At 62.6% G+C, this 19502-nt stretch carries 15 protein-coding genes; 4 read left to right on the top strand and 11 right to left on the bottom strand.

What is annotated here, in order from left to right:
• Positions 1–7 precede the first annotated feature (7 nt).
• The 10 genes from DOCECA_RS13055 to DOCECA_RS13010 are packed head-to-tail and all read right to left on the bottom strand — an operon-like array spanning position 8 to position 11013.
• The gene (locus DOCECA_RS13055; protein ID WP_420765789.1) at positions 8–1144 is read right to left on the bottom strand and encodes a glycosyltransferase family 2 protein; all 1137 of its coding nucleotides are present in this window, start codon (positions 1142–1144) and stop codon (positions 8–10) included.
• Positions 1137–2096: a glycosyltransferase gene (locus DOCECA_RS13050; protein WP_420765790.1), complete on the bottom strand. Its 960-nt coding sequence runs from the start codon at positions 2094–2096 to the stop codon at positions 1137–1139. The genes DOCECA_RS13055 and DOCECA_RS13050 overlap by 8 nt, the downstream gene beginning before the upstream one ends.
• Positions 2093–3463 carry an O-antigen ligase family protein gene (locus DOCECA_RS13045; protein WP_420765791.1) on the bottom strand — a complete coding sequence of 457 codons (1371 nt, stop codon included), beginning with the start codon at positions 3461–3463 and terminating at the stop codon, positions 2093–2095. Before DOCECA_RS13045 ends, DOCECA_RS13050 begins: the two co-directional genes overlap by 4 nt.
• Positions 3460–4563, bottom strand: a complete 1104-nt coding sequence (locus DOCECA_RS13040) for a glycosyltransferase family 4 protein (RefSeq protein ID WP_420765792.1) — start codon at positions 4561–4563, stop codon at positions 3460–3462. Before DOCECA_RS13040 ends, DOCECA_RS13045 begins: the two co-directional genes overlap by 4 nt.
• Positions 4560–6152 (bottom strand): GumC family protein, encoded by a 1593-nt coding sequence (locus DOCECA_RS13035; RefSeq protein ID WP_420765793.1) that lies wholly within the window; start codon positions 6150–6152, stop codon positions 4560–4562. The genes DOCECA_RS13040 and DOCECA_RS13035 overlap by 4 nt, the downstream gene beginning before the upstream one ends.
• 16 nt (positions 6153–6168) lie before the next feature.
• On the bottom strand, positions 6169–7191 hold the full coding sequence (locus DOCECA_RS13030) for a polysaccharide biosynthesis/export family protein (RefSeq protein ID WP_420765794.1): 1023 nt from the start codon (positions 7189–7191) through the stop codon (positions 6169–6171).
• A gap of 20 nt (positions 7192–7211) precedes the next feature.
• Positions 7212–7856, bottom strand: coding sequence for a CpsD/CapB family tyrosine-protein kinase (locus DOCECA_RS13025; RefSeq protein ID WP_420765795.1), 645 nt, complete (start codon positions 7854–7856; stop codon positions 7212–7214).
• Positions 7857–8603: a sugar transferase gene (locus tag DOCECA_RS13020; RefSeq protein ID WP_434559703.1), complete on the bottom strand. Its 747-nt coding sequence runs from the start codon at positions 8601–8603 to the stop codon at positions 7857–7859. It lies immediately after the preceding gene.
• The gene (locus tag DOCECA_RS13015; protein ID WP_445570623.1) at positions 8600–9658 is read right to left on the bottom strand and encodes an NAD-dependent epimerase; all 1059 of its coding nucleotides are present in this window, start codon (positions 9656–9658) and stop codon (positions 8600–8602) included. The genes DOCECA_RS13020 and DOCECA_RS13015 overlap by 4 nt, the downstream gene beginning before the upstream one ends.
• Positions 9655–11013, bottom strand: coding sequence for a UDP-glucose dehydrogenase family protein (locus DOCECA_RS13010; RefSeq protein ID WP_434559699.1), 1359 nt, complete (start codon positions 11011–11013; stop codon positions 9655–9657). Before DOCECA_RS13010 ends, DOCECA_RS13015 begins: the two co-directional genes overlap by 4 nt.
• Positions 11014–11389: 376 nt before the next feature.
• On the opposite strand from DOCECA_RS13010, the gene DOCECA_RS13005 reads away from it, so the two are divergent.
• Entirely contained in the window at positions 11390–13087 is a 1698-nt protein-coding gene (locus DOCECA_RS13005; protein WP_434648246.1) for a sulfatase-like hydrolase/transferase, read from the top strand.
• 8 nt (positions 13088–13095) lie between these two features.
• On the opposite strand, the gene DOCECA_RS13000 is transcribed toward DOCECA_RS13005, so the two are convergent.
• Complete coding sequence (locus DOCECA_RS13000; protein WP_434648243.1) at positions 13096–15015, bottom strand: acyltransferase family protein; 1920 nt, start codon at positions 15013–15015, stop codon at positions 13096–13098.
• A gap of 248 nt (positions 15016–15263) precedes the next feature.
• Here DOCECA_RS13000 and DOCECA_RS12995 point away from each other — a divergent pair, with 248 nt between their 5' ends.
• The 3 genes from DOCECA_RS12995 to DOCECA_RS12985 are packed head-to-tail and all read left to right on the top strand — an operon-like array spanning position 15264 to position 19460.
• Entirely contained in the window at positions 15264–15932 is a 669-nt protein-coding gene (locus DOCECA_RS12995; protein WP_434676167.1) for an ABC transporter ATP-binding protein, read from the top strand.
• Positions 15932–18400: an FtsX-like permease family protein gene (locus tag DOCECA_RS12990; RefSeq protein WP_445572170.1), complete on the top strand. Its 2469-nt coding sequence runs from the start codon at positions 15932–15934 to the stop codon at positions 18398–18400. The genes DOCECA_RS12995 and DOCECA_RS12990 overlap by 1 nt, the downstream gene beginning before the upstream one ends.
• Complete coding sequence (locus tag DOCECA_RS12985) at positions 18390–19460, top strand: lipocalin-like domain-containing protein (RefSeq protein WP_445570622.1); 1071 nt, start codon at positions 18390–18392, stop codon at positions 19458–19460. Before DOCECA_RS12990 ends, DOCECA_RS12985 begins: the two co-directional genes overlap by 11 nt.
• Positions 19461–19502 lie beyond the last annotated feature (42 nt).

Below are 19502 nucleotides of genomic sequence, written 5' to 3'. Positions count from 1 at the left end.
ACACTCCTTAGCGGTTTTGGTCGGGATTCCATTGGCTGTAGCGCTGGCCTCGCAGGAATTGCCAGAGCCCGATGCTCATGCCGGCCAGTGTTACCAGCACGAACGCGGCCAACCGAAATGGCCGAGGCAAGCGGTGGCCTGCGTCGAGCAAGCCGATCAGCGCTGTGGCATAACCGAGCAGTTGCGCCACCAGCGTCAGGCGATAGAACGGATGGTCATTCCACAGCCAGGCGTTGCTCAGCAGCAACGGCAACAGCAGCACCGGCGCCAGGCGGCGGATCAATTTGTGGCTGATCAGGCCAATGGCGTAGAGCCCATGGCGCAGCGGGTTGAGCAGTTCCCGGCGCTGGGCCAGGCTCTGCAATCCGCCGACAGTGACGCGCTGACGACGACGAAACTGCTTGTCGGCTTCGTCCACGCCCTGGTCGGTCACCCGCGCTTTGGGTGCATAAACAATGGATTTGCCGGCTGCCGGCGCGCAGGTGCTTAGGAAAAAATCATCGTTGACCTGGGCCGGAATCGGCTGGAACAAAGCCCTGCGCAAGGCCAGCAAGGCGCCGTCGGCCGAGACCATGCAGCCGGTGCGGCTTTCCACCCGGCGCAGCCACCCTTCGTAGTGCCGATACAGACTGTCGCCGAGGCTCAGGCCCTTGCCGGGCACGGGGATGACCATGTGCCCGGCACAGGCGCCGACTTCAGGATCGCCCAGCGGCGCCAGCAGGTGGCCGAGGGTGTCGTGGGCCCATTGGTTGTCGGCATCGGTGAACACCAGGATCTCGCCGTAGCTATGGGCCACGCCGGTATTGAGGGCGGCGGCCTTGCCCTGGCGTGGCAGGTCGAGCACGGTGATGCGTGAGTCGCCGATTTTGCGCGCACAGGCCACCGTGTCGTCGGTGGAGCCGTCGCTGGCCAAGATGATTTGCAGCGAGCGTGCCGGATAATCCTGGGCCAACAGCGTGCGCAATTTCGCTTCGATGTGCCGTGCCTCGTTGTGGGCGGCGATGACAATGCTGACGTCCATCGGCAGGGGCTTGCCATAGCGCCGTAGCGGAAACAACGGTGTTAGCAAGGTCAACAGCACGGGGTAGCCGAGGTAGGCGTACACCGGCAGCAACAGGCAAGACCAATAGATGAATTCAGCCACGGGCGGGTCTCCTGACGTTCCATTGAAAAAGATTGAGCAGCAACGCGGCGCCGGTCAGGTGCAGGCGCACCCCGTGCAAGGCCCACAGTTGCAACGCCAGGCGCGGGTCGCGCTGGCTCTGGCGCAGGCTGAGAAACAAGGCCGGCAATGTGCTGATGAACAGTAGCGTCAACCCCAGGCGCACCTGGCCCTGGAGCAGGGCGGTGAGCGCCAGCAGATCCAGGCCCCAGGCGCCAACGGACAAGGCGGGAAAGCGCAGCAAGCGCAGGCTCGGCCCATGGCTGCGCAGCAACTGCCAATGGCTGCCCTGGCGCCACAGCTCCTTGCTCATCCATTCGCGCCAGCTGCCTTCGTAACCCCAATGCAGGGCCAGGCTTTCGTTCACCAGCAACAACTGCGCACCGGCTTGGCGCAAGCGCAGGGAAAAATCCTTGTCTTCACCGGTACGCAGGGTCTCGTCGAAGCCGCCGACCTGTTCGAACCAACGGCGGCGCATCAACAGATTGGCGCTGGGCAGCCACTGCACTCGATGCAGCGGACGGGCGCCCGGACGTTGGCTGCGGCGTTGCCAGGCCTGGGCGAACCAAGGCGCGTGTCGGGGCGTGTCCAGGTCCAGTCCCAACACATCGCCCTGACGGCCCTCCATTTCGACGAGCAGCTTCAGCCAGTCGGCGGGCATTTCCATGTCTGCGTCGATGAATGCCAGCCACTCACCGCTGGCAACCGCCGCGCCACGGTTGCGCAGGGCGCCGATGTGAACGCCGGGCACAATCAGCACCCGGGCGCCCAGTTCGTTGGCGATGCGCGGCCCATGATCGTCCGAGCCGTTGTCGACCACGATCAGTTCGCATTCCAGTTGCGCCTGGCGAGCAGCTTGCTGCGCGGCCAGCAGGGTGCGGCCGATGTGGCGGGCCTCGTTGAACATCGGGATGACGATACTGACGCGGCTCATGGGCGGGCCTCCCGTGGCGCGGATTGTTCGGCGTCGTAGCGCAACACACTGGTCAAGGCGAGCATGATCCACAGCAACTTGTGGTTCGGCGCGCTGAGAAACATCAGGAACAAGGCCAGCGCCAGGAAACTCATCCCCAAATGTGTGAGCAGGTCGGCCTGTGCCCAGTCCCGACGCTGGAGCCAGAGTTGGCGCGCGCGCACCAGGTTGTAGAGGCCAAGACCGATCATGCCGACAAACATCAACCCGCCCGGTACGCCGATCTCGCTGAATATTTCCAGGTAGGTGTTGTGAGCGCGACGGTACAGGTCGCCCAGTTTGCGGTTGGCCGAGAAGGCCTTGGCATAACCGGTCGGCGCGTAGTGCAGGGGAAACGTCCCGGGCCCTGAACCGAGGATGGGGTTCTCGCGGATCATCTGGCTGCCCACCAGGATGTAGGAGGCGCGGCGGCCCAGGGATTCATCCTTGTGAGCGCTGGCGCCGGCGCTGAGGATGCTCAACGATTGGATGCGTGCCACGTAGCCGGCGGGCATCACCGCGATCGCCAGGGGAATCATCAGTGCCAGCCCGAGCATGGCGAAGCCCAGGTGCCGTGGACGAATCCGCGGTAGCTGCGCGCGGTAGTGGTACAAGCCGATCATCAGGCTGAGCAGCAACACCACCAGCCCGGAACGCGATTCAGTCTTGGTCATGCCGCCCAGCAGCAGGATGAAACCGCCGCCCCAGAACAGCCGGTGCAACAGGTTCGGGCTGCGCAGTACCAGCAACAAGGCCAGCGGTATGGTGAACGCGATCAGCAGCGCAAAGGAGTTCGGGTCTTCCAGCAGTCCGGACGCGCGGCCCTGGTCCTGGTATTTGGCCGAGAACATCGCGAGTACGCACGTGGTGGACACGCTCACGGTCATCAAGCGGGCAAACAGGTCCAGGTTCAGCTCGCGTCCGATCAACAAGGTGATCACGAACAGAATCAGCCCTACCGTCAGTTCCCGCAGATGGGTCTGGGACAGGTCCATGTTTTCCGACAGCAGCAGGCTCAGGCCATACAGCGCCATGAAGCCGACCAGCGGCTTCCAGATATTGCTGCGCAGGCGCGTCGCCGGAATCTGGTGCAGGGCCAGTTGCAGTGCCAGGATCAGAATCAGCGCCAGGCCAAAGAACTTGCTGCCCGACAATCCGTTTTCCTTGAACAGCCCTTCGAATGGCACCAGCGCGGCGATGCCCAGCAGGCCCCAGCCGGGCTTGCGGTACAGCACGGCGACGCCGACCAGGCCGAACACCGCGCCGGGCGCCAGGAACGGATAAGGACTGGCCAGCAATGCCAGGCAGACCAGCCCCAGCAAACTGATGATCGAGAGCGGGACGATCATGGTCGAGCCTCCCGTGCCGTGCGGATATAAAGTTGCGACCAGCGTTCGGCCAGCGTGCGCAGGTCGTAGCGGTCGCGTTGGGTGCGCCGGGCGTTGTCGGCGAGGATCCGCGCCAGGGGCGGTTCGCTGAACAGCGTTTCGATCTGGCGGGCCAATTCGTCGCTGTCGGCCGGCGTGGCCAGCAGGCCGTTGTGGCGGTCCTGCAGGATGTCGGGAATGCCGCCGACGCCAAACGCCACCACCGGCACCCCGGCTTGCATGGCTTCGAGCAGGATCATCGGCGTGCCTTCGGTGCGTGAGCTGATCACCAAAGCGTCGAGGCGGCTCCACCAATCATTCATGTCGGTTTGATAACCGGGCAACTCGATGCGCGTCGGCAACCCCGCGTCGGCGATGCGCTTGAGCAGCGGCTGGCGTTCCGGACCGTCGCCGAGCATGACCGCATGCAGCGAACCATGGCGCTGGCAGAGCGGGATCATCGCGTCGAGGAACAGGTCAGGGCCTTTCTCGCTGCTCAAGCGACCCACGTACCCGACCCGCCAGCGCTGCCTGTCGTCACGATGGGGCAGCGGTGTCGTGACGGCCGGCAAACCGTTGGGAATGACGTCGAGCTTGTCCGCCTTGACGCTGGCCTTGCGGTGCAATGCCGCGATGCTTTCGGCGACGCAGACCACGCGCTTGACCGGCGCGGTGCGGCACAGTTGCAGGCTCAACCAGGTGTAGAAACGCTGCTTGGTGCTGCGCGGCGTGAAGCCGTGCTGGGTAATCACCAGGGGCAGGCGCAACAGCGTGGCCGCGGCCCAGCCGAACAGCAAGCCTTTGAAGTTGTGGGTGTTGATCAGCGGCCGGTCCGCGCGACGTTGCCGCAGATGCTGCAACAATTCGCCCAAGCTGGCGCAGTGTCGGCAATCCACCCCGGCCTGGCGAAACCGCGTGATCAAGGTCGGCGGCGCCGCCAGGAACAGCACTTGGTGCTGTCCCGGTGTCGCCAGGCAATGATCGAGCAGCATCCGCTCGGCCCCATAGAAGCCGCCGCTGTCGAGCAGATGAATGATCGACAGGGGGCTGCTGCGGTGGGACGGGCCGAACGGCGCGTTCAATTTTTCACCCAATGGACAAGGCTTGGCAGGCTCCAGTTGCGGTGCGGATTGACCTGTTCGGGCGACTGCTCATTGATCACCAGCAAGACCGGCAGGTCCAGTTGCTGGCTGATTTGCGCAGGATGCTTGAAGCGATGGTCGAAGAACTCACGCACGTAGACCAGAGCGATCGCCAGCAGCAGCCCGCAGAACAAGCCGAACGGGATAATCAGCATCGGCTTGGGAAATACCGCCGCGGTGGGTTCGAACGGGGGGCTCAGGACACGGGCGTTGGACAGGTCATTGTCCAGCGAGCGCGCGGAACTGGCTTCGGCGAACCGTTGGGCATAGGTGGAGAACGCCGCGTGGAGTGCGTTGATCTCGGTGTCCATCTGCCGCAGCTTGCTCTGGGTTTCCTGTAACTGGTGGATGCGTTCCTTGAAGGCCGCGATGCGCTCGACCTTCTGGTTGATCACCGAGCTGACGACGGCCAGGTCGGTGGTGCGTTCCTGGATGCGGTTGTTCACCACTTTGAGGAACTGCTGGCGTGTGCGCATGATCTGTTCGCGGGCCAGCAGCATTGGTTCGCTGCTGGGCTGGAAGATCGCCAGGTCGTTCATGTAGCGGCTGACCTGGCTGGTCAGCTGCTCACCCAGTTGCCTGATTTCCCGGTCCTCGAAAGCGATGTTGTCCACGGTCGTGGTGAAGGTGAACGGGAACGTGTAGTCGTTGAACCGCGAGCTGTTCGCCGCTGCCAGGCTGGTCTTGAGGTAATCGAGCCAGCGTTGGCTTTGCAGCAGGCGATCCTGGTACAGGTTCAGGGCCTGTTCTTCGGTATTGATGGCGTTCAGGCGAAACGTGATTTCTTCCTTGGGATCGGAGGAACCGACGCCTTCGAGCAGGCCGAGCCGGGTGCCTTCCAGACCGTCGAGGCGCGTCTGGTATTGGACTTTTTTCTGCTCGTAGAAGGTCTGGGGCAATTCGATCGATTGCAGGTCCTGGCGGCCGGTGAGGTAGTTTTCCAGCAGCTGCGCGACGAACCGGGTGCCCTGGGCGGGATCGCCGAAGCTGTAGATGATGGAGATGACGTTCGAGCCGGGCAGGGTCTCGATTTTCAGGTTCGCGATGGCCTCGTCGGTGAGGGTATCGAGCATCGTGTCGCGTACCGGATCGACTTCCAGCCCGAGGCCGTCGCGCAGCGGATTGATGACGTATTCACGCAGTGGCTGGGTGATGTAGCGCTTGAGCGGTTCGCTCACCCATTTATTGAGGGCCCCTGGGCTCGGGGTGTATTCACCCTGGTCGCGCAGGGTCTTGATGGTTTCGCGAATCAACGCCGGTGAGCGCAGGATGTTGCTCTCGGTTTCCATGTCCGCCAGGGACGGCGGAATGAAAGTCGCGTTTTCCTGGTTCAACGAGGTAGTGGCGTCGCCTTGGGAGAGTTTTTTCGACTGGACGATCACTTGGGCGGTGATGTCGAAACTCTGCTTGAGCATCAACGGCAACACCAGAGCGATCACGGCGAAAACCAGGAAGACGCGCTTCACCCACTGCTTGTTGGCGAAGAAGATCCTGAAAAACTCGTGCAGATAATTTTCCTTGGGGTTCATGTCGGTCACCTGAGTCTCAGTTGTCGCTGCCTTTGTTGTCGACGCGGTAGCCGAAGCTCAACCCCGTGCCCTGGAACAGCACCACATCGGCCAATTGCCTGGCCAGTTCACCGGCACTTGCAAGCTTGGTCTTGGGCACGAACAGCATGTCTTCCGGTTGCAGATAGGCGATCTGCGACGCGTCGCCGCTCAAGGCTTTCTCCACGTCGTAGTGGCGGGCTTCGACCTGATTGCCGTTGCGGCGCATGATCACCACGGAGTCGAGCCGGGCCTTGACGTTCGTGCCCCTGGCCAGTGTCAGGGCCTCGAGTACCGAGATTGGCCGGCGGATCGGGTAGGAGCCGGGCTGGGCCACTTCGCCGAGGACATAGATTTCGTTGCCGGCGGTGGACTTGAGCAGCACGTCCACCGTCATGTGGCCGGGCAGTTGGGCGTAGCGCTCGTTGAGGAAAGTCTCCAGCTGGCTGACGGTCATGCCTTGCAAAGGCACGGCGCCAATTTCCGGGAAGCTGGCGTAGCCATCCCTGCCCACGGTGATTTCCCGGCTCATGCCCGTGCCAGGGTGAGTCAGGGTGTTGCGCAGCTTCGTCTCGCCGGAGAGCGGGCTCGTCACCAGTACGGTCAATTGGTTGCGATTGGGCTGGAACAACATCTTCTGGTCATAGGCGCGCTGCACCGCCAGGCGCGCCTCGTCGGTGGTCAGGCCGCCGACTTTCACCGAGGTGTTGGCGCCCGGCAGTTCGATACTGCCGTCGGGCATCACCTGTTGCGTGCCGTTGAGCTGGCTGGCGGCGGTGAAGTTCAGGGCAACCTGGTCGCCAGGCTGCACGCGATAAGCCTGGGAAGAGGTGGTGCCGATGTGGAATATCACGTCCAGCACATCCTGGGGCCGCAAGGTCTGCTCGACCTTGGGCATGTCGGTGGCCTGGGCATTGGCCGGCGCCGCGGTGAGGATCTGCACCGGCATCGAGCGGGTATCGGTGTTGCTGGAGCAACCGGCAAGCGGCAGCAACAGCAGGACAAGCATTCTAGCGTTCATCTCGTCATCCTTTTGCAGGCTTACAGGTTGTTGTAGAGCCATTTGGGCATGTAGTACTTGCGGCGGTTGAACACGCTGCCGACCACTTTCGCGCCGGCCTGGGCCAACCTTTGTCGGGTGGCCTGGGCCACTTCCCAGCGGGTGTCTTCGCCGCGCACCACCAGCACCACGCCGTCCACCTGGGTGCTGATCACCAGCGTGTCGGTGGCCGAATACACCGCGTCGGCGTCGATCACCACGAAGCGGTACTGCGCCGCCAGTTGCCGGAACAGCGGGCGCAATCGCTCGGGGCTCAGGCGTTCGGCGTTGTGGCCGAGGCGGCCGTGGGGCAGTACGTCGAAGGGCAGGCTCGACACCTGTACTACGCAGTCCTGCAACAACGGTGGGGACAGGCTGTTGAACAACAGGTCGCTGAAGCCGCGCTCTTTCTGCAGCGAGAGCTGCTGGCTGAGGTTGCGCGGCGACTGGCTGGCGTCCACCAGCAACACCCGGCCATTGCTCATCTGCGCCAGCTGAGCGGACAGCGCCATGGCGCTGGTGCTCGTGCCGGTGCCGGTGTTGGCCGCTGTCATGAGAAGGATCCGCAGATCCGGGTCGAGCACGGTCGAGGTCAGGTTGGTCTCGCTCGGGCTGGCTATGGTCAGGATATTCGTCGAACCGTCCATTTAACTCGCTCCGTGGCCGCTGAACACTTTGAAGGGGGTAATCATCAGGATCTTCAGATCCAACAGCAGGCTCTGCTCGGCGATGTAGCTGAGGTCCAGTTCCACGCGCTGGTCGAAGTCGATATTGCTGCGCCCGGAGATCTGCCACAGGCCGGTCAGGCCGGGGTAGATGCTCAGGCGCACCAAATGGTTGTCCTTGTAGCGATAGGCGTTGAACGAGGTGGGCCGCGGGCCTACCAGGCGCATGTCGCCGGTCACTACATTGATCAGGTTCGGCAGTTCATCGAGGCTGCTGCGTCGCAGGAACCTGCCGATCGGGGTAATGCGCGGGTCGTTGTCGATCTTGAAGTCGATGGCGTCGGCGCCGTGCTTGTTGAGGTGGCGCAGCGACTCTTTCAGGGCCTCGGCATCGACGACCATGGTGCGAAACTTGTACATGCCGAACACGCGCCCGCGATAACCGGTGCGTTTCTGCACGAAAAAAACCGGGCCAGGGCTGGAAAACTTGATCAGCAATGCCAGACCCAGCAGCAGCGGGGTGAGCAGTACCAGGATCGCCAGCGCGCCGAGGCAAGCCACGACCCGATTGGTCCGCGAAACCGTCCAGGGCCGACCACCGTCCCGACCGGTGAGCCAGCCACGGCCCTGGCGGTGGATGGCGGCATCCAGGCGTCGGCGATGCTCGGGGTCGACACGTTTGTCGCGTCCGGAGGTGCTGATCGGAATGTCTTGTTCATGTCGGGTCATAGACTCCTCCGCTGAGGTACGGCCGCAAGCGGCGTGTGAACGATGGGTTGCGCGTAGTAATCGAGGAACCAGTCGACGAAGCGACCCAGGCCGTCATCCAGTGCAATGCACGGTTGGAAACCGGTGGCCCGGGCCAGGTCGCTGGCATCGGCGCAGGTGTTGAGCACGTCCCCCGGTTGCAGGGGCAGCAGCTCGATCCGGGCGGTGCGGCCCAGATGTTTTTCCAGCAGCGCCACGTAGGTTCGCAACGCCACCGGGTGCTGTCCGCCAATGTTGTAGATGCGCCATGGCGCCAGGCTGGTGGCCGGGTCCGGTTGCTCGCGATCCCAGTGGGGCGTTGGCTGCGGCGCACGTTCGATCAACCGGGCGATGCTCTCGACGATGTCGTCGATGTAGGTGAAGTCGCGTTCGTGCTCACCATGGTTGAACAGCCGCAACACTTGGTTTTGCGCGATGGCCGTGGCGAACTGGATCGGCGACATGTCTGGCCGGCCCCACGGGCCGTACACGGTAAAAAAGCGCAGGCCGGTGCACGGGATCCCGAACAGATGGCTGTAGCTGTGGGCCATCGATTCGTTGGCCTTCTTTGTTGCCGCATACAACGACAACGGATGATCGACGCCGTCCCGTACCGTATAGGGCGTGCGCTGGTTGGCGCCGTACACCGAACTGGAAGAGGCGTAGATCAGGTGCTTGACCGGATGACGGCGGCAACTTTCGAGAATGTTCAGAAACCCGGCGAGGTTGCTGTCGACATAGGCGCGGGGATTGTCCAGCGAATAGCGCACGCCGGCCTGGGCGGCGAGGTGGATCACCACCTCCGGGCGATGGCTCTGGAACAGTCCGTCGATCGCCGAGGCGTCGGTCAGGTCGATACGCGCCAAGGGAAATGCGCCGACCTGGTCACGCACCCACGCCACGCGGTCGTGCTTGAGCTGCGGGTCGTAGTAATCGTTGAAGTTGTCCAGCCCGTACACGTGATGGCCATCGCGCATCAACCGCAAGACGCAGTGGGCTCCGATGAATCCGGCGGCGCCGGTCACCAGGACGTTCACGCTTGTGGCCCCGGGGCGCTGGGCACGGTGTGGCGCAAGCCGATGCCACGGTACAGCAGCCCGGCGGCAGCCAGGTGCTCGGGGTTGTAGAGGTTGCGGCCATCGATGATGACCCGGGCGCGCAGCTTGCTCGCCAGCAGGTCGAAATCCACCACGCGAAAATTCTTCCACTCAGTGCAAATCACCAGGGCATCGGTGTCCTCAAGCGTGTCATCGCGGGTGGCGCACAGGTTCAGGTCTTTGCGATAACCGTACAGGCGCCGGCATTCGGACATGGCTTCCGGGTCGTAGGCCTGCACGCGCGCGCCTTCGCGCCAGAGGGCTTCCATCAGGTAGCGGCTCGGGGCTTCGCGCATGTCGTCGGTGTTGGGCTTGAAGGCCAGGCCCCAGATGGCAATCGACTTGCCGGCCAAGCCGTCCGGAAATTGCTGCGCCAGCTTCTCGAAAAGGATGTGCCGCTGGCTGTCGTTCACATCGGTGACGCTGCGCAGCAGGCGCAGCGGCATGCCGCTCTGTTCGGCCGTGTGCAGCAGGGCGCGCAGATCCTTGGGGAAGCACGAGCCGCCGAAGCCGCAGCCCGGATAGATGAAGTGATAGCCGATGCGTGGGTCCGAGCCGATGCCTTTGCGCACGGCTTCGATGTCGGCGCCCAGGCGTTCGGTGAGGTTGGCCAGTTCGTTCATGAAACTGATGCGGGTGGCGAGCATGGCGTTGGCGGCGTACTTGGTCAGCTCCGCGCTGCGGTTGTCCATGAACATCAGTTTTTCGTGGTTGCGGCAGAACGGCGCGTAGAGCTCGCCCATCTGATCCCGCGCCAGTTGATCGCTGGCGCCGATGATGATGCGGTCCGGGCGCATGCAATCGGCGAGAGCGCTGCCTTCCTTGAGGAACTCCGGGTTGGATACCACACGCACATTCAGCTGTTTAAGGCCCCGACGAGCCAGCGCCTGGCGGGCGCACTCGGCGACTTTATCGGCTGTTCCGACCGGTACGGTCGACTTGATGATCAGGGTGCGGTCACTGTCCATGAAGTCGGCGATCTGGCGGGTCACCGCCAGCACATGGCTCAGGTCCGCCGAGCCGTCTTCGTCGGCTGGCGTGCCGACGGCAATAAAAATCAACTCGCCATGGTTGACCGCATCGCTGGCCTGGCAACTGAACAAAAGCCGGCCGGCCTTGATGTTGTCTTCCAGCAATACGGACAGCCCAGGCTCACTGATGGGCGGTACGGCTTGTTGCAGTTGACGGATCTTGTTCGGGTCGATATCGACGCACAGGACGCGGTGCCCGACGTCGGCCAATGCCGCTGCCTGAATCAGCCCCACATACCCCGTGCCAAATACGCTCACGTCCATTCTAGGCGCGCCTCTCAAACCGGTTGATGTAACTCGGATGAAACTGTTTAGAGGGTATAGCGCAGCTTCAAAAAAACGTGTCAGCAAAATGACAGTTGTCAGTGTTGGCAAATCTCGACGGCTTAGGGCTTTTTGATATCAAGTCATTGACTGACTTGGAAAAGCGCCATTTTTAAAGGGCTCTGGAGACGTTTAAGTAACCGATGAACGGTATATATCCATAGATTTTTATGTTTTTGATGCGTCAAAGGTGTCACTTTTGAGGTAACTTTTTTTTGACGCTGCGACCGATCAGTCTCTTTCTTGCGCTTTGAAATCCCGCTGCTAGTGTGCAGAAAACGAACCTTCCATCCGCCGCGCCACCGCCGAGAAAAACATGACCCGATACCTCAAGGAACTGCTGCTGTTGCTGTACCTTTTCAGGGGGCATGACTATTACCTGGAGCGTCTCGCTGCGCTGGGTCTTGGTTTTGCAACGGTGCTGTTCGGTGCGATGTTCCTTGTGCTGGTGCTTGCGTTGTGGATGAGCGCCTACATCCGCCAGACGTTGGTGCGGCATCTGTTTGCCTTGACACTGTTTGCCTCGGCGGTGTTCTTCGAGGTGTATACCCGGGTCACCGACAGTTACCTGACCTACAGCCAGTTCGTGTCGCTGGTGTATTCGGGCGGCTTTATCCAGGAGGCGGCTTATCAGTATCGAGAGGTGATTCTCAGCGCGATGGCGGGCGGCCTGTTGCTGCTGTTGGGCATCGGGCTGAAGCCTCGGCGGCGTTTACCATTGCCCGGTTATGTACCGGTCGCCGCGCCGTTGCTCGGGGTATTGCTGCTCAGTGGTGTGCTGTTCGCAAGGGCGGGCGAGGGCGCCCGTGGTCTACCTGTGATGTATACGCCGCTGGCCTATCTGAACCTGTTTGCCTACGAGGCGCTGCACGACACCGTCGGCGTCCGCGAGCCTGTCAGCTTGGCTCGCCGTTCTCCTGCGATCGAGCACGATATCGTGTTGATCATCGACGAAAGCATCGGTGGCAACTATCTCGATATCAACACCCCGTTCGGTGTGAACAGCGGCCTCAAGACCCCGCCGCCTGGGGTGGACATCTTCAATTACGGTTATGCCGCTTCCATCGCCAATTGCAGCGCCGATACCAACATTACCCTGCGTTATGGCGGTACGCGGGCTGATTACGTGCGTATCAACAGCACGCAGCCGTCAATCTGGCAGTACGCCCATGTCGCGGGCTTGCATACCGTCTATATCGATGCCCAGCGCACCGGCGGCAACTTGCAGAACCTGATGACCGAACAGGAAAAACAAGACATCGACCAATTCATCCAATTCGACCAGGTCCGTGTGCTGGACCGCGACATGGCAGCCGCGGCGCAGTTGATCGAGCTCTTGGGCAATGACCGGGCCGAACTGGTGGTGGTGAATAAAGTAGGGGCGCATTTTCCGGTCCACGACAAATACCCCGACGAATTCATGAAACACCGTCCGGCCTTGCCCCGGGGGCGGTTTCAGGACGTGGCCGACACCGGCCAGCGCGACGGCTTCAACGGCCAGCAATATGACTGGTTGCTGTATCGCAATGCGTACCAGAACACGCTCCTATGGAACGTCGGCGAGTTCTTCCGGCGCCTGTTGCGTCAAGGCAATCTTCAGAATGCGGTGCTGATCTATACCTCCGATCATGGCCAGGATCTGCACGAGCGTGGCAATCCCGGGCTCAATACGCATTGCGGCGGCGACCCGGTGGAGGAGGAGGGGCTGGTGCCTTTGGTGGTCATCCAGGGCAGTCAGCTGCGCACCTTGGACTGGCGCGGCGCCTGGGCGCAAAACAAGGATCGTTCCAGCCACTACAACATCTTTGCGACGCTGCTTGAGTTGATGGGCTACGACCCGGCGGCGGTCGTGGCGCGCTATGGAAAACCCCTGAGCCAACCCACCGAGGACGACTTCACGTTCAACTACCGCTTCAACGCGCGGCTGGGGGCCAAGCCAGCCTGGAAGCACATCGATCTGGGCAACATCGTCATACCGAAACCGGCCCAGACCGAGATGGCGGCGGGGCATTGAGCGAGCGCCTATCGGGTGGTAGCGATCGGCGTGGTTGGCGCTGGGTCGTACAGCAGCGTGAAGCCCAGGTCGCGGAGCGCGCGGCCAATGAAACGCGAGCCGACATCGTTCAAGTGCGCGTCATCCCGGTAGAGCAGTTGTCCGTCGATGATCGGGCTGCACAGGCCGACCGGGCAAATCACCTGGTTGGGATCGATGAAGCGCACCTGGGGCAGCCTGGCGCGTATCTGCGTCCAATAGGGCGCCGCGGCGTCCAGCCGCGTTGAACACTGCCGAAGAGGAGCGAACATCAAGCGGCGCACCGGGCACGTCGCGGCGTTGTCGATTGGCTGATTGCTGAGAACGACGATGACTTGGCCGGTCCGGTCCGCCACTTGCCGGATGCTTGCCTCGATGACGGCTCCTGCTGCCGGGTCCCGGGGCCAGGCGCCGGCGAGCACCACGTAGGGATACCGGTTCCGCTCGATCAACTGCAACACCTGCTCATTGCGCGCCACGCAGCGTGCCCCGTAACCCGCCGACATCTCGGCGGCGTGGCCGAAGATGGGTGGGCACTTGTCGAGGGTGTAATCCATCAAGGCGATGCCGTTGGGTTCGGCCAGGACATCGACCATGCCGGTGAAATGGTTGGCGAAAGAGTCTCCGACCATCACGCCGTCGATCTGCGCCTTGCGTGCCCCGAGGTGGCACGCCGGATCGGGCGCGGCGTTGTAGCGCGCATTGGGCATGTGGCAGCGCTCACGCAGTTTGTTCGGTTCGGTCAGGCTCATCGCTTCAAGGATTGACACCTGCGGTACGAAACGCTGTGGGAACCCCTGCCATTGCACGCTCAGTACAGCCAGCACGGCCAGCCCCAACGCTGGAACCATGAACCGACGGCCAAATGCGCGGGTGAACGGCAACAGCGCCCCGGTTCGTCGAAAGGGGACTTCGACAAAATGCCAGGAACACCAGGCCAGTAGCGTCGCCACTGCCATCAGGCCCAGCCCCAGCGGGAGCGTGATGTTGATATCCAGATATCTCAGGTACGCAATCAAGGGCCAATGCCAGAGGTAAAGCGAGTAGGAAATCAGACCAACAAATACCATCGGCCGGTTGGTCAGCCAGCGCGAGCGTGTTCCGCCGCTGCCAGCGAGGATCAACAGCGCCGCCCCCAGGCAAGGTATAAGCGCATTGAGGCCGGGAAAGGTTGTTTCCGGACTCAGTGCAAACAATGAATAGGCAATCGATCCGGCTCCCGCCAGCGCCCAGATCCGGCCCACCCCGTCACTGAACGTACGTGGCTGCGCGAGATAAATCGCCAACGTCGCCCCCAGCAGCAGTTCGAAAAAACGTGTGGGCAGCAGATAGTAGGAGGCAGAGGGAACGAGGGTCGTGGCGTACTGCGAAACGCCAACCGTCACGACAACGCCGATGCACACCAGCGGCAGCAAGTAGCGGGGTGCCCATCGACACAGCATCAGCATCAGCAGCGGCCAGAGCAGGTAGAACTGTTCTTCGATGCCCAGTGACCAGGTATGCAGAAGTGGGGCTTCGCTGGCGTCCGCCGCGAAATAATTTCCGTACTTCATCCAGATATAGATATTCGAAACACCGAGCAGGGAGGACAGCGCGCTGATGTTCAGTCGGGTCAGGTCGACCGGAGACAGGACGAAGATCCCGGCAATCACGCTCGCCACCACCACCGTCGTCAGCGCCGGTACGATGCGGTTGATGCGCCGCTGATAAAAACGCTTCATGGAGAAGGTGTTCTGTTGGATCTCGCTGAACACCTGGGACGTGATGAGGAACCCCGAGATGACGAAAAAAATGTCCACCCCGACGAAGCCGCCTGGTAAGAGGCTGGCGTTGAGGTGATGGATAAACACGGCGATCACCGCAACAGCGCGAAGACCATCGATATCGGGGCGATATTGGGTGTGAGGCATGGCGGCGATCGTCCGTGAAAGGAGGAATCCTTGATGCGTCATGTTAATGACGATTGCGCCGACAGCCTTTAACGGCGCGCGTTAGTTATTGATCAATAGCAGAAAATTGACGAAGCGCAAGATTATCCGGCGCGTCAGGCAGGGGTGGCGACCAGTGGTAACGGAAACTGCCGATGACGTCGGCCAATGGCCGTGGCCCTCGATTCCGCTATCCTGAGAGCCAATGGTTTTACCCAATGAGCCTTTCAATGCTTGAAGTTCGAGAAGTATTCAAAAGCTACCCAACCCCCCAAGGTCTTTTGCCGGTGTTGCAAGGCATCGACCTGACCTTGCCCCCCGGCAGCAGCTTGGCGCTGATGGGCGAATCGGGCAGTGGCAAGAGCACCTTGTTGCACCTGGTTGCCGGCCTGGACAAAGTCGATCGCGGCTGTATTCGCAGCGGCGGGTATCGGCTCGACGGCATGAGTGAACATGAGTTGGCGAACTGGCGGCGCACGGAAATCGGCCTGGTGTTCCAGCAGTTCAACCTGATCAGCAGCTTGCCGGTGGAAGACAACCTGGCGTTCCAGGCGCGCCTGTGTGGGCGTTTCGACGCGGCCTGGCAAACGCATCTGGTGCAGCGGCTCGGGCTGTCGCAACTGCTGCGGCGTTATCCCGAGCAGCTTTCCGGCGGGCAGCAACAACGGGTCGCCCTGGGCAGGGCCCTGGCGTCACGTCCGCCGTTACTGTTGGCCGACGAACCCACTGGCAATCTGGACGAAGCCACCAGCGACGAAGTGCTGAAGCTGTTGCTGGAATTGCTCGACGGCAGCCCGACCAGCCTGTTGATGGTCACCCATAGCCAGCGGGTGGCGGCGCGCCTGGCCCATCGGGTGGTATTGCAGGGCGGGCGCCTGGCAGAGGCGACCCAGGGGTGATGATCGTTCGCCAGACCCTCAAGGCGCTGCTCAGCCATTGGCGCCGGCACCCGGTGCAGTTTTTCAGTGTATTGACCGGGCTTTGGCTCGCCACCAGCCTGCTGACCGGTGTGCAGGCGTTGAACAGTCAGGCCCGCGACAGCTACGCCCGGGCCAGTCAGTTGATCGGCGGCGAACCCCAGGCCAGCTTGAGCGCCCCCGGCGGTGGCACGTTCGCGCAGCAATGGTTCATCGACCTGCGTCGCCAGGGCTGGCCGGTGTCGCCGGTGTTGCAGGCGCGAGTGACGCTCCAGGGGCACGAAGACCAACGCCTGCAACTGATGGGGATCGACCCGGTGTCGCTGCCGCCGGGTTCGGCTTTGGCGGGGCAGGCGCGGGAGATTGCCGAGGTGGTGGAATTTTTCACAGGTGCCGGCCACACCTGGATTGCACCGCAGACATTGCAGGCCCTGGGGTTGAAGGAGGGCGACCGCCCCCGCACCGTTGACGGCCAGGCCCTGCCACCCTTGCACGTGCAGCCGGACATGGCCCCGGGCGTGCTGCTGATGGACATCGGTTTTGCTCAAGCGCTACTTCGGATGCCGAACCAGCTTTCACGATTGGTACTGCCCAGCACCTACACCGCCGCCTTGCCCGAGGCCTTCAACGGGCTGTTGCAATTCAAGCGCGCCGAGGACGAAAACAACCTGTCGCGCCTGACCGAAAGCTTCCACTTGAATCTCGACGCACTGGGGTTTTTGTCCTTCGTGGTGGGCCTGTTCATCGTCCATGCCGCCGTTGGCCTGGCCTTGGAGCAACGCCGCGGCCTGCTGCGGACCCTGCGGGCTTGCGGCGTCAGCGCGCGGGTGCTGATCACCAGCCTGGCGCTGGAACTGGGCGCACTGGCCCTGCTGGGCGGGATCGCCGGCGTGCTCAGTGGTTATTGGCTGGCCAGCCTGTTGTTGCCTGATGTAGCGGCGAGCCTGCGAGGTTTGTACGGCGCCGAAGTCCCCGGACAACTGAACCTCAGTCCCTGGTGGTGGTTGGGCGGTATCGGCCTGGGCCTGCTCGGCGCTGTACTGGCCGGCGCCCAGAGCCTGTTGCGCGCCGCTCGCCTACCGTTGTTGGCCCTGGCCAATCCCCAGGCCTGGCACCAGGCCCATGCGCGTTGGTTGCGGCGCCAAGGTGGGGTGGCGCTGTTGGCGGCGCTGGTCGCCGCGTTGGCGCTTGCCTGGGGCGACAGCCTGGCGAGCGGTTTTGTCCTGATGGCCGCATTGTTGCTGGGCGCGGCGTTGGCCTTGCCGGTGTTGCTCAACGCCGTATTGAACCGACTGCTGCGCCGCAGCCGTTCGGTGCTCGGCCAATGGTTCCTCGCCGATTGCCGTCAACAACTGCCGACGCTGAGCCTGGCGCTGATGGCGCTGCTACTGGCGTTGGCGGCGAACATCGGCGCTGGCAGCATGACGTCGGGGTTTCGCCAGACGTTCAGTGACTGGCTCGAGCAGCGACTGACCGCCGAGCTGTACATCAACCCGCAAACGCCGGCCCAGGCAGCCGAGCTGCACGACTGGCTCAACCAGCAACCCACGATCACCGCCGTGTTGCCCAACTGGCAGGTGTCGATGCCGTTGCAAGGTTGGCCGACGGACATCTACGGCATCATCGATCACTCGTCCTATCGCCAGCACTGGCCGTTGCTGGAGTCCGCCGGTGACCAAGCCTGGCAGCAACTGGCAACAGCCGACACGCTGATGCTCAGCGAACAACTGGCTCGGCGCCTGAAGGTGCGGATCGGCGACCGCTTGAGCTTGCCGACCCCGCAAGGGCCCTGGACCCCAAGGGTTGTCGGGATTTATGCCGACTACGGCAACCCCAAGGGCCATGTGCTCATCAACGCCGAACATTTACGGGCGCATTGGCCGCAGCTCGCACCCAATCGCTTCAATCTGCGTATCGAGCCGTCGGCGATTCCCCCGATGTTGGCGGCGTTGCAAGACCGCTTCAACCTGGATGACAACCGCATTGTCGATCAGGCTCGACTCAAGGGCTGGTCTACCCAAGTGTTCGAACGCACCTTTGCCGCCACGGCGGCGCTTAACAGCTTGACCCTGGCGGTGGCTGGCGTTGCGCTGTTCATCAGCCTGCTGACCCAGAGCCAGAGTCGCCTCAGTCAGTTGGCGCCGTTATGGGCATTGGGAATCACGCGGCGGCAATTGATGCTGCTCAACCTCGGACAAACCTGGCTGCTGGCGTTGCTGACGCTGCTGCTGGCCCTGCCGCTGGGCATTGCCCTGGCCTGGTGCCTGGACGCGGTCATCAATGTCCAGGCCTTTGGTTGGCGCCTGCCATTGCGCATCTTTCCGATGCAGCTGGCGCAGTTGTTGGGCCTGGCGATGTTCGCCACGCTGCTGGCATCGGCCTGGCCGCTCTATGCGTTGTACCGCACGCGGCCGGCGGACCTGCTGAGGACTTTCGCCCATGAGGATTAGAATCGGCCTGGTGTTGCTGGCGCTGCTCGGCGGTTGTGACAACACAACGCCTCCGGACAAGGGCTTTGCCGGCCTGGGTACCGAGGCTGTCGCCTTTACGCCGGTGGTACCTGGGCGCGTGTTCAGCTTTCCAGCCGATCATGGTGCGCATGAAGGCTTTCGCATCGAGTGGTGGTACGTCACCGCCAATCTCAAGGACGTCGAGGGGCGGGATTTCGGTGTGCAGTGGACGCTGTTCCGCAGCGCCCTGGATGCCGCGCCTCCGGCCAGCGGTTGGCGCAACCAGACGATCTGGCTCGGCCATGCCGCCGTCACGTCCGCCACCGTCCATCACGCCGCCGAGCGCTACGCCCGGGGTGGAGTGGGGCAGGCCGGGGTGCGTACCACGCCCTTCGAGGCCTGGATCGACGACTGGCGATTCGGTACTCAAGCCGCTGGCCCGGACCCGCTCGCAGACATGCAGTTGCAGGCGCGCGGGCCGCGCTTCAGCTACGACCTGCGGCTGACGTCGAACCGTCCACTGGTGCTGCAGGGCAACCAAGGCTTCAGTCAGAAATCCGAGCAAGGCCAGGCCTCGTACTATTACAGCCAACCGTTTTTTCGAGCCGGTGGTCACTTGGAAATCGATGGCCAGCGCTATCAGGTCAGTGGCCCGGCCTGGCTCGACCGGGAATGGAGCAGCCAGCCCTTGACGGAAAACCAGACCGGGTGGGACTGGTTTTCCTTGCACCTTGACAAAGGCGAGCACGTGATGCTCTACCGCATGCGCCACAAGGACGGTGAGCCGTACCTCACCGGCACCTGGATTGACGCCCAAGGCCAGGCGACGACACTGGCCGCCAGCCAAATCAGCCTCACGCCGCTGGACACCGCCGAGGTTGCGGGAAGGCCCATGCCTGTGAGCTGGTCAATCAGGATTCCCGGCAAGCAATTCGATATCACCACGCGAGCCCTGAACCCTAATGCCTGGATGAGCCTTCGCATCCCGTATTGGGAGGGGCCGGTGCAACTGAGCGGCAGCCATGGTGGCACCGGTTATCTGGAGATGACGGGGTATTGATTCGTCGGAACTCCCTGCGTTCATCGCCCCTCATACCTATGA

The sequence above is a fragment of the Pseudomonas sp. E102 genome, from assembly GCF_052660185.1.
The sequence above is the reverse complement of the archived record's forward strand: the minus strand, read 5'-3'. Positions and strand labels throughout refer to the sequence as shown.

Excerpts from the sequence above, each read along its gene's own strand:
- DOCECA_RS13050 (WP_420765790.1), bottom strand. The coding sequence starts at position 2,096 with ATGAGCCGCGTCAGTATCGTCATCCCGATGTTCAACGAGGCCCGCCAC.
- DOCECA_RS13045 (WP_420765791.1), bottom strand. The coding sequence starts at position 3,463 with ATGATCGTCCCGCTCTCGATCATCAGTTTGCTGGGGCTGGTCTGCCTG.
- DOCECA_RS13035 (WP_420765793.1), bottom strand. The coding sequence starts at position 6,152 with ATGAACCCCAAGGAAAATTATCTGCACGAGTTTTTCAGGATCTTCTTC.
- DOCECA_RS13030 (WP_420765794.1), bottom strand. The coding sequence starts at position 7,191 with ATGAACGCTAGAATGCTTGTCCTGCTGTTGCTGCCGCTTGCCGGTTGC.
- DOCECA_RS13025 (WP_420765795.1), bottom strand. The coding sequence starts at position 7,856 with ATGGACGGTTCGACGAATATCCTGACCATAGCCAGCCCGAGCGAGACC.
- DOCECA_RS13020 (WP_434559703.1), bottom strand. The coding sequence starts at position 8,603 with ATGACCCGACATGAACAAGACATTCCGATCAGCACCTCCGGACGCGAC.
- DOCECA_RS13010 (WP_434559699.1), bottom strand. The coding sequence starts at position 11,013 with ATGGACGTGAGCGTATTTGGCACGGGGTATGTGGGGCTGATTCAGGCA.
- DOCECA_RS13005 (WP_434648246.1), top strand. The coding sequence starts at position 11,390 with ATGACCCGATACCTCAAGGAACTGCTGCTGTTGCTGTACCTTTTCAGG.
- DOCECA_RS13000 (WP_434648243.1), bottom strand. The coding sequence starts at position 15,015 with ATGCCTCACACCCAATATCGCCCCGATATCGATGGTCTTCGCGCTGTT.
- DOCECA_RS12995 (WP_434676167.1), top strand. The coding sequence starts at position 15,264 with ATGCTTGAAGTTCGAGAAGTATTCAAAAGCTACCCAACCCCCCAAGGT.
- DOCECA_RS12990 (WP_445572170.1), top strand. The coding sequence starts at position 15,932 with ATGATCGTTCGCCAGACCCTCAAGGCGCTGCTCAGCCATTGGCGCCGG.
- DOCECA_RS12985 (WP_445570622.1), top strand. The coding sequence starts at position 18,390 with ATGAGGATTAGAATCGGCCTGGTGTTGCTGGCGCTGCTCGGCGGTTGT.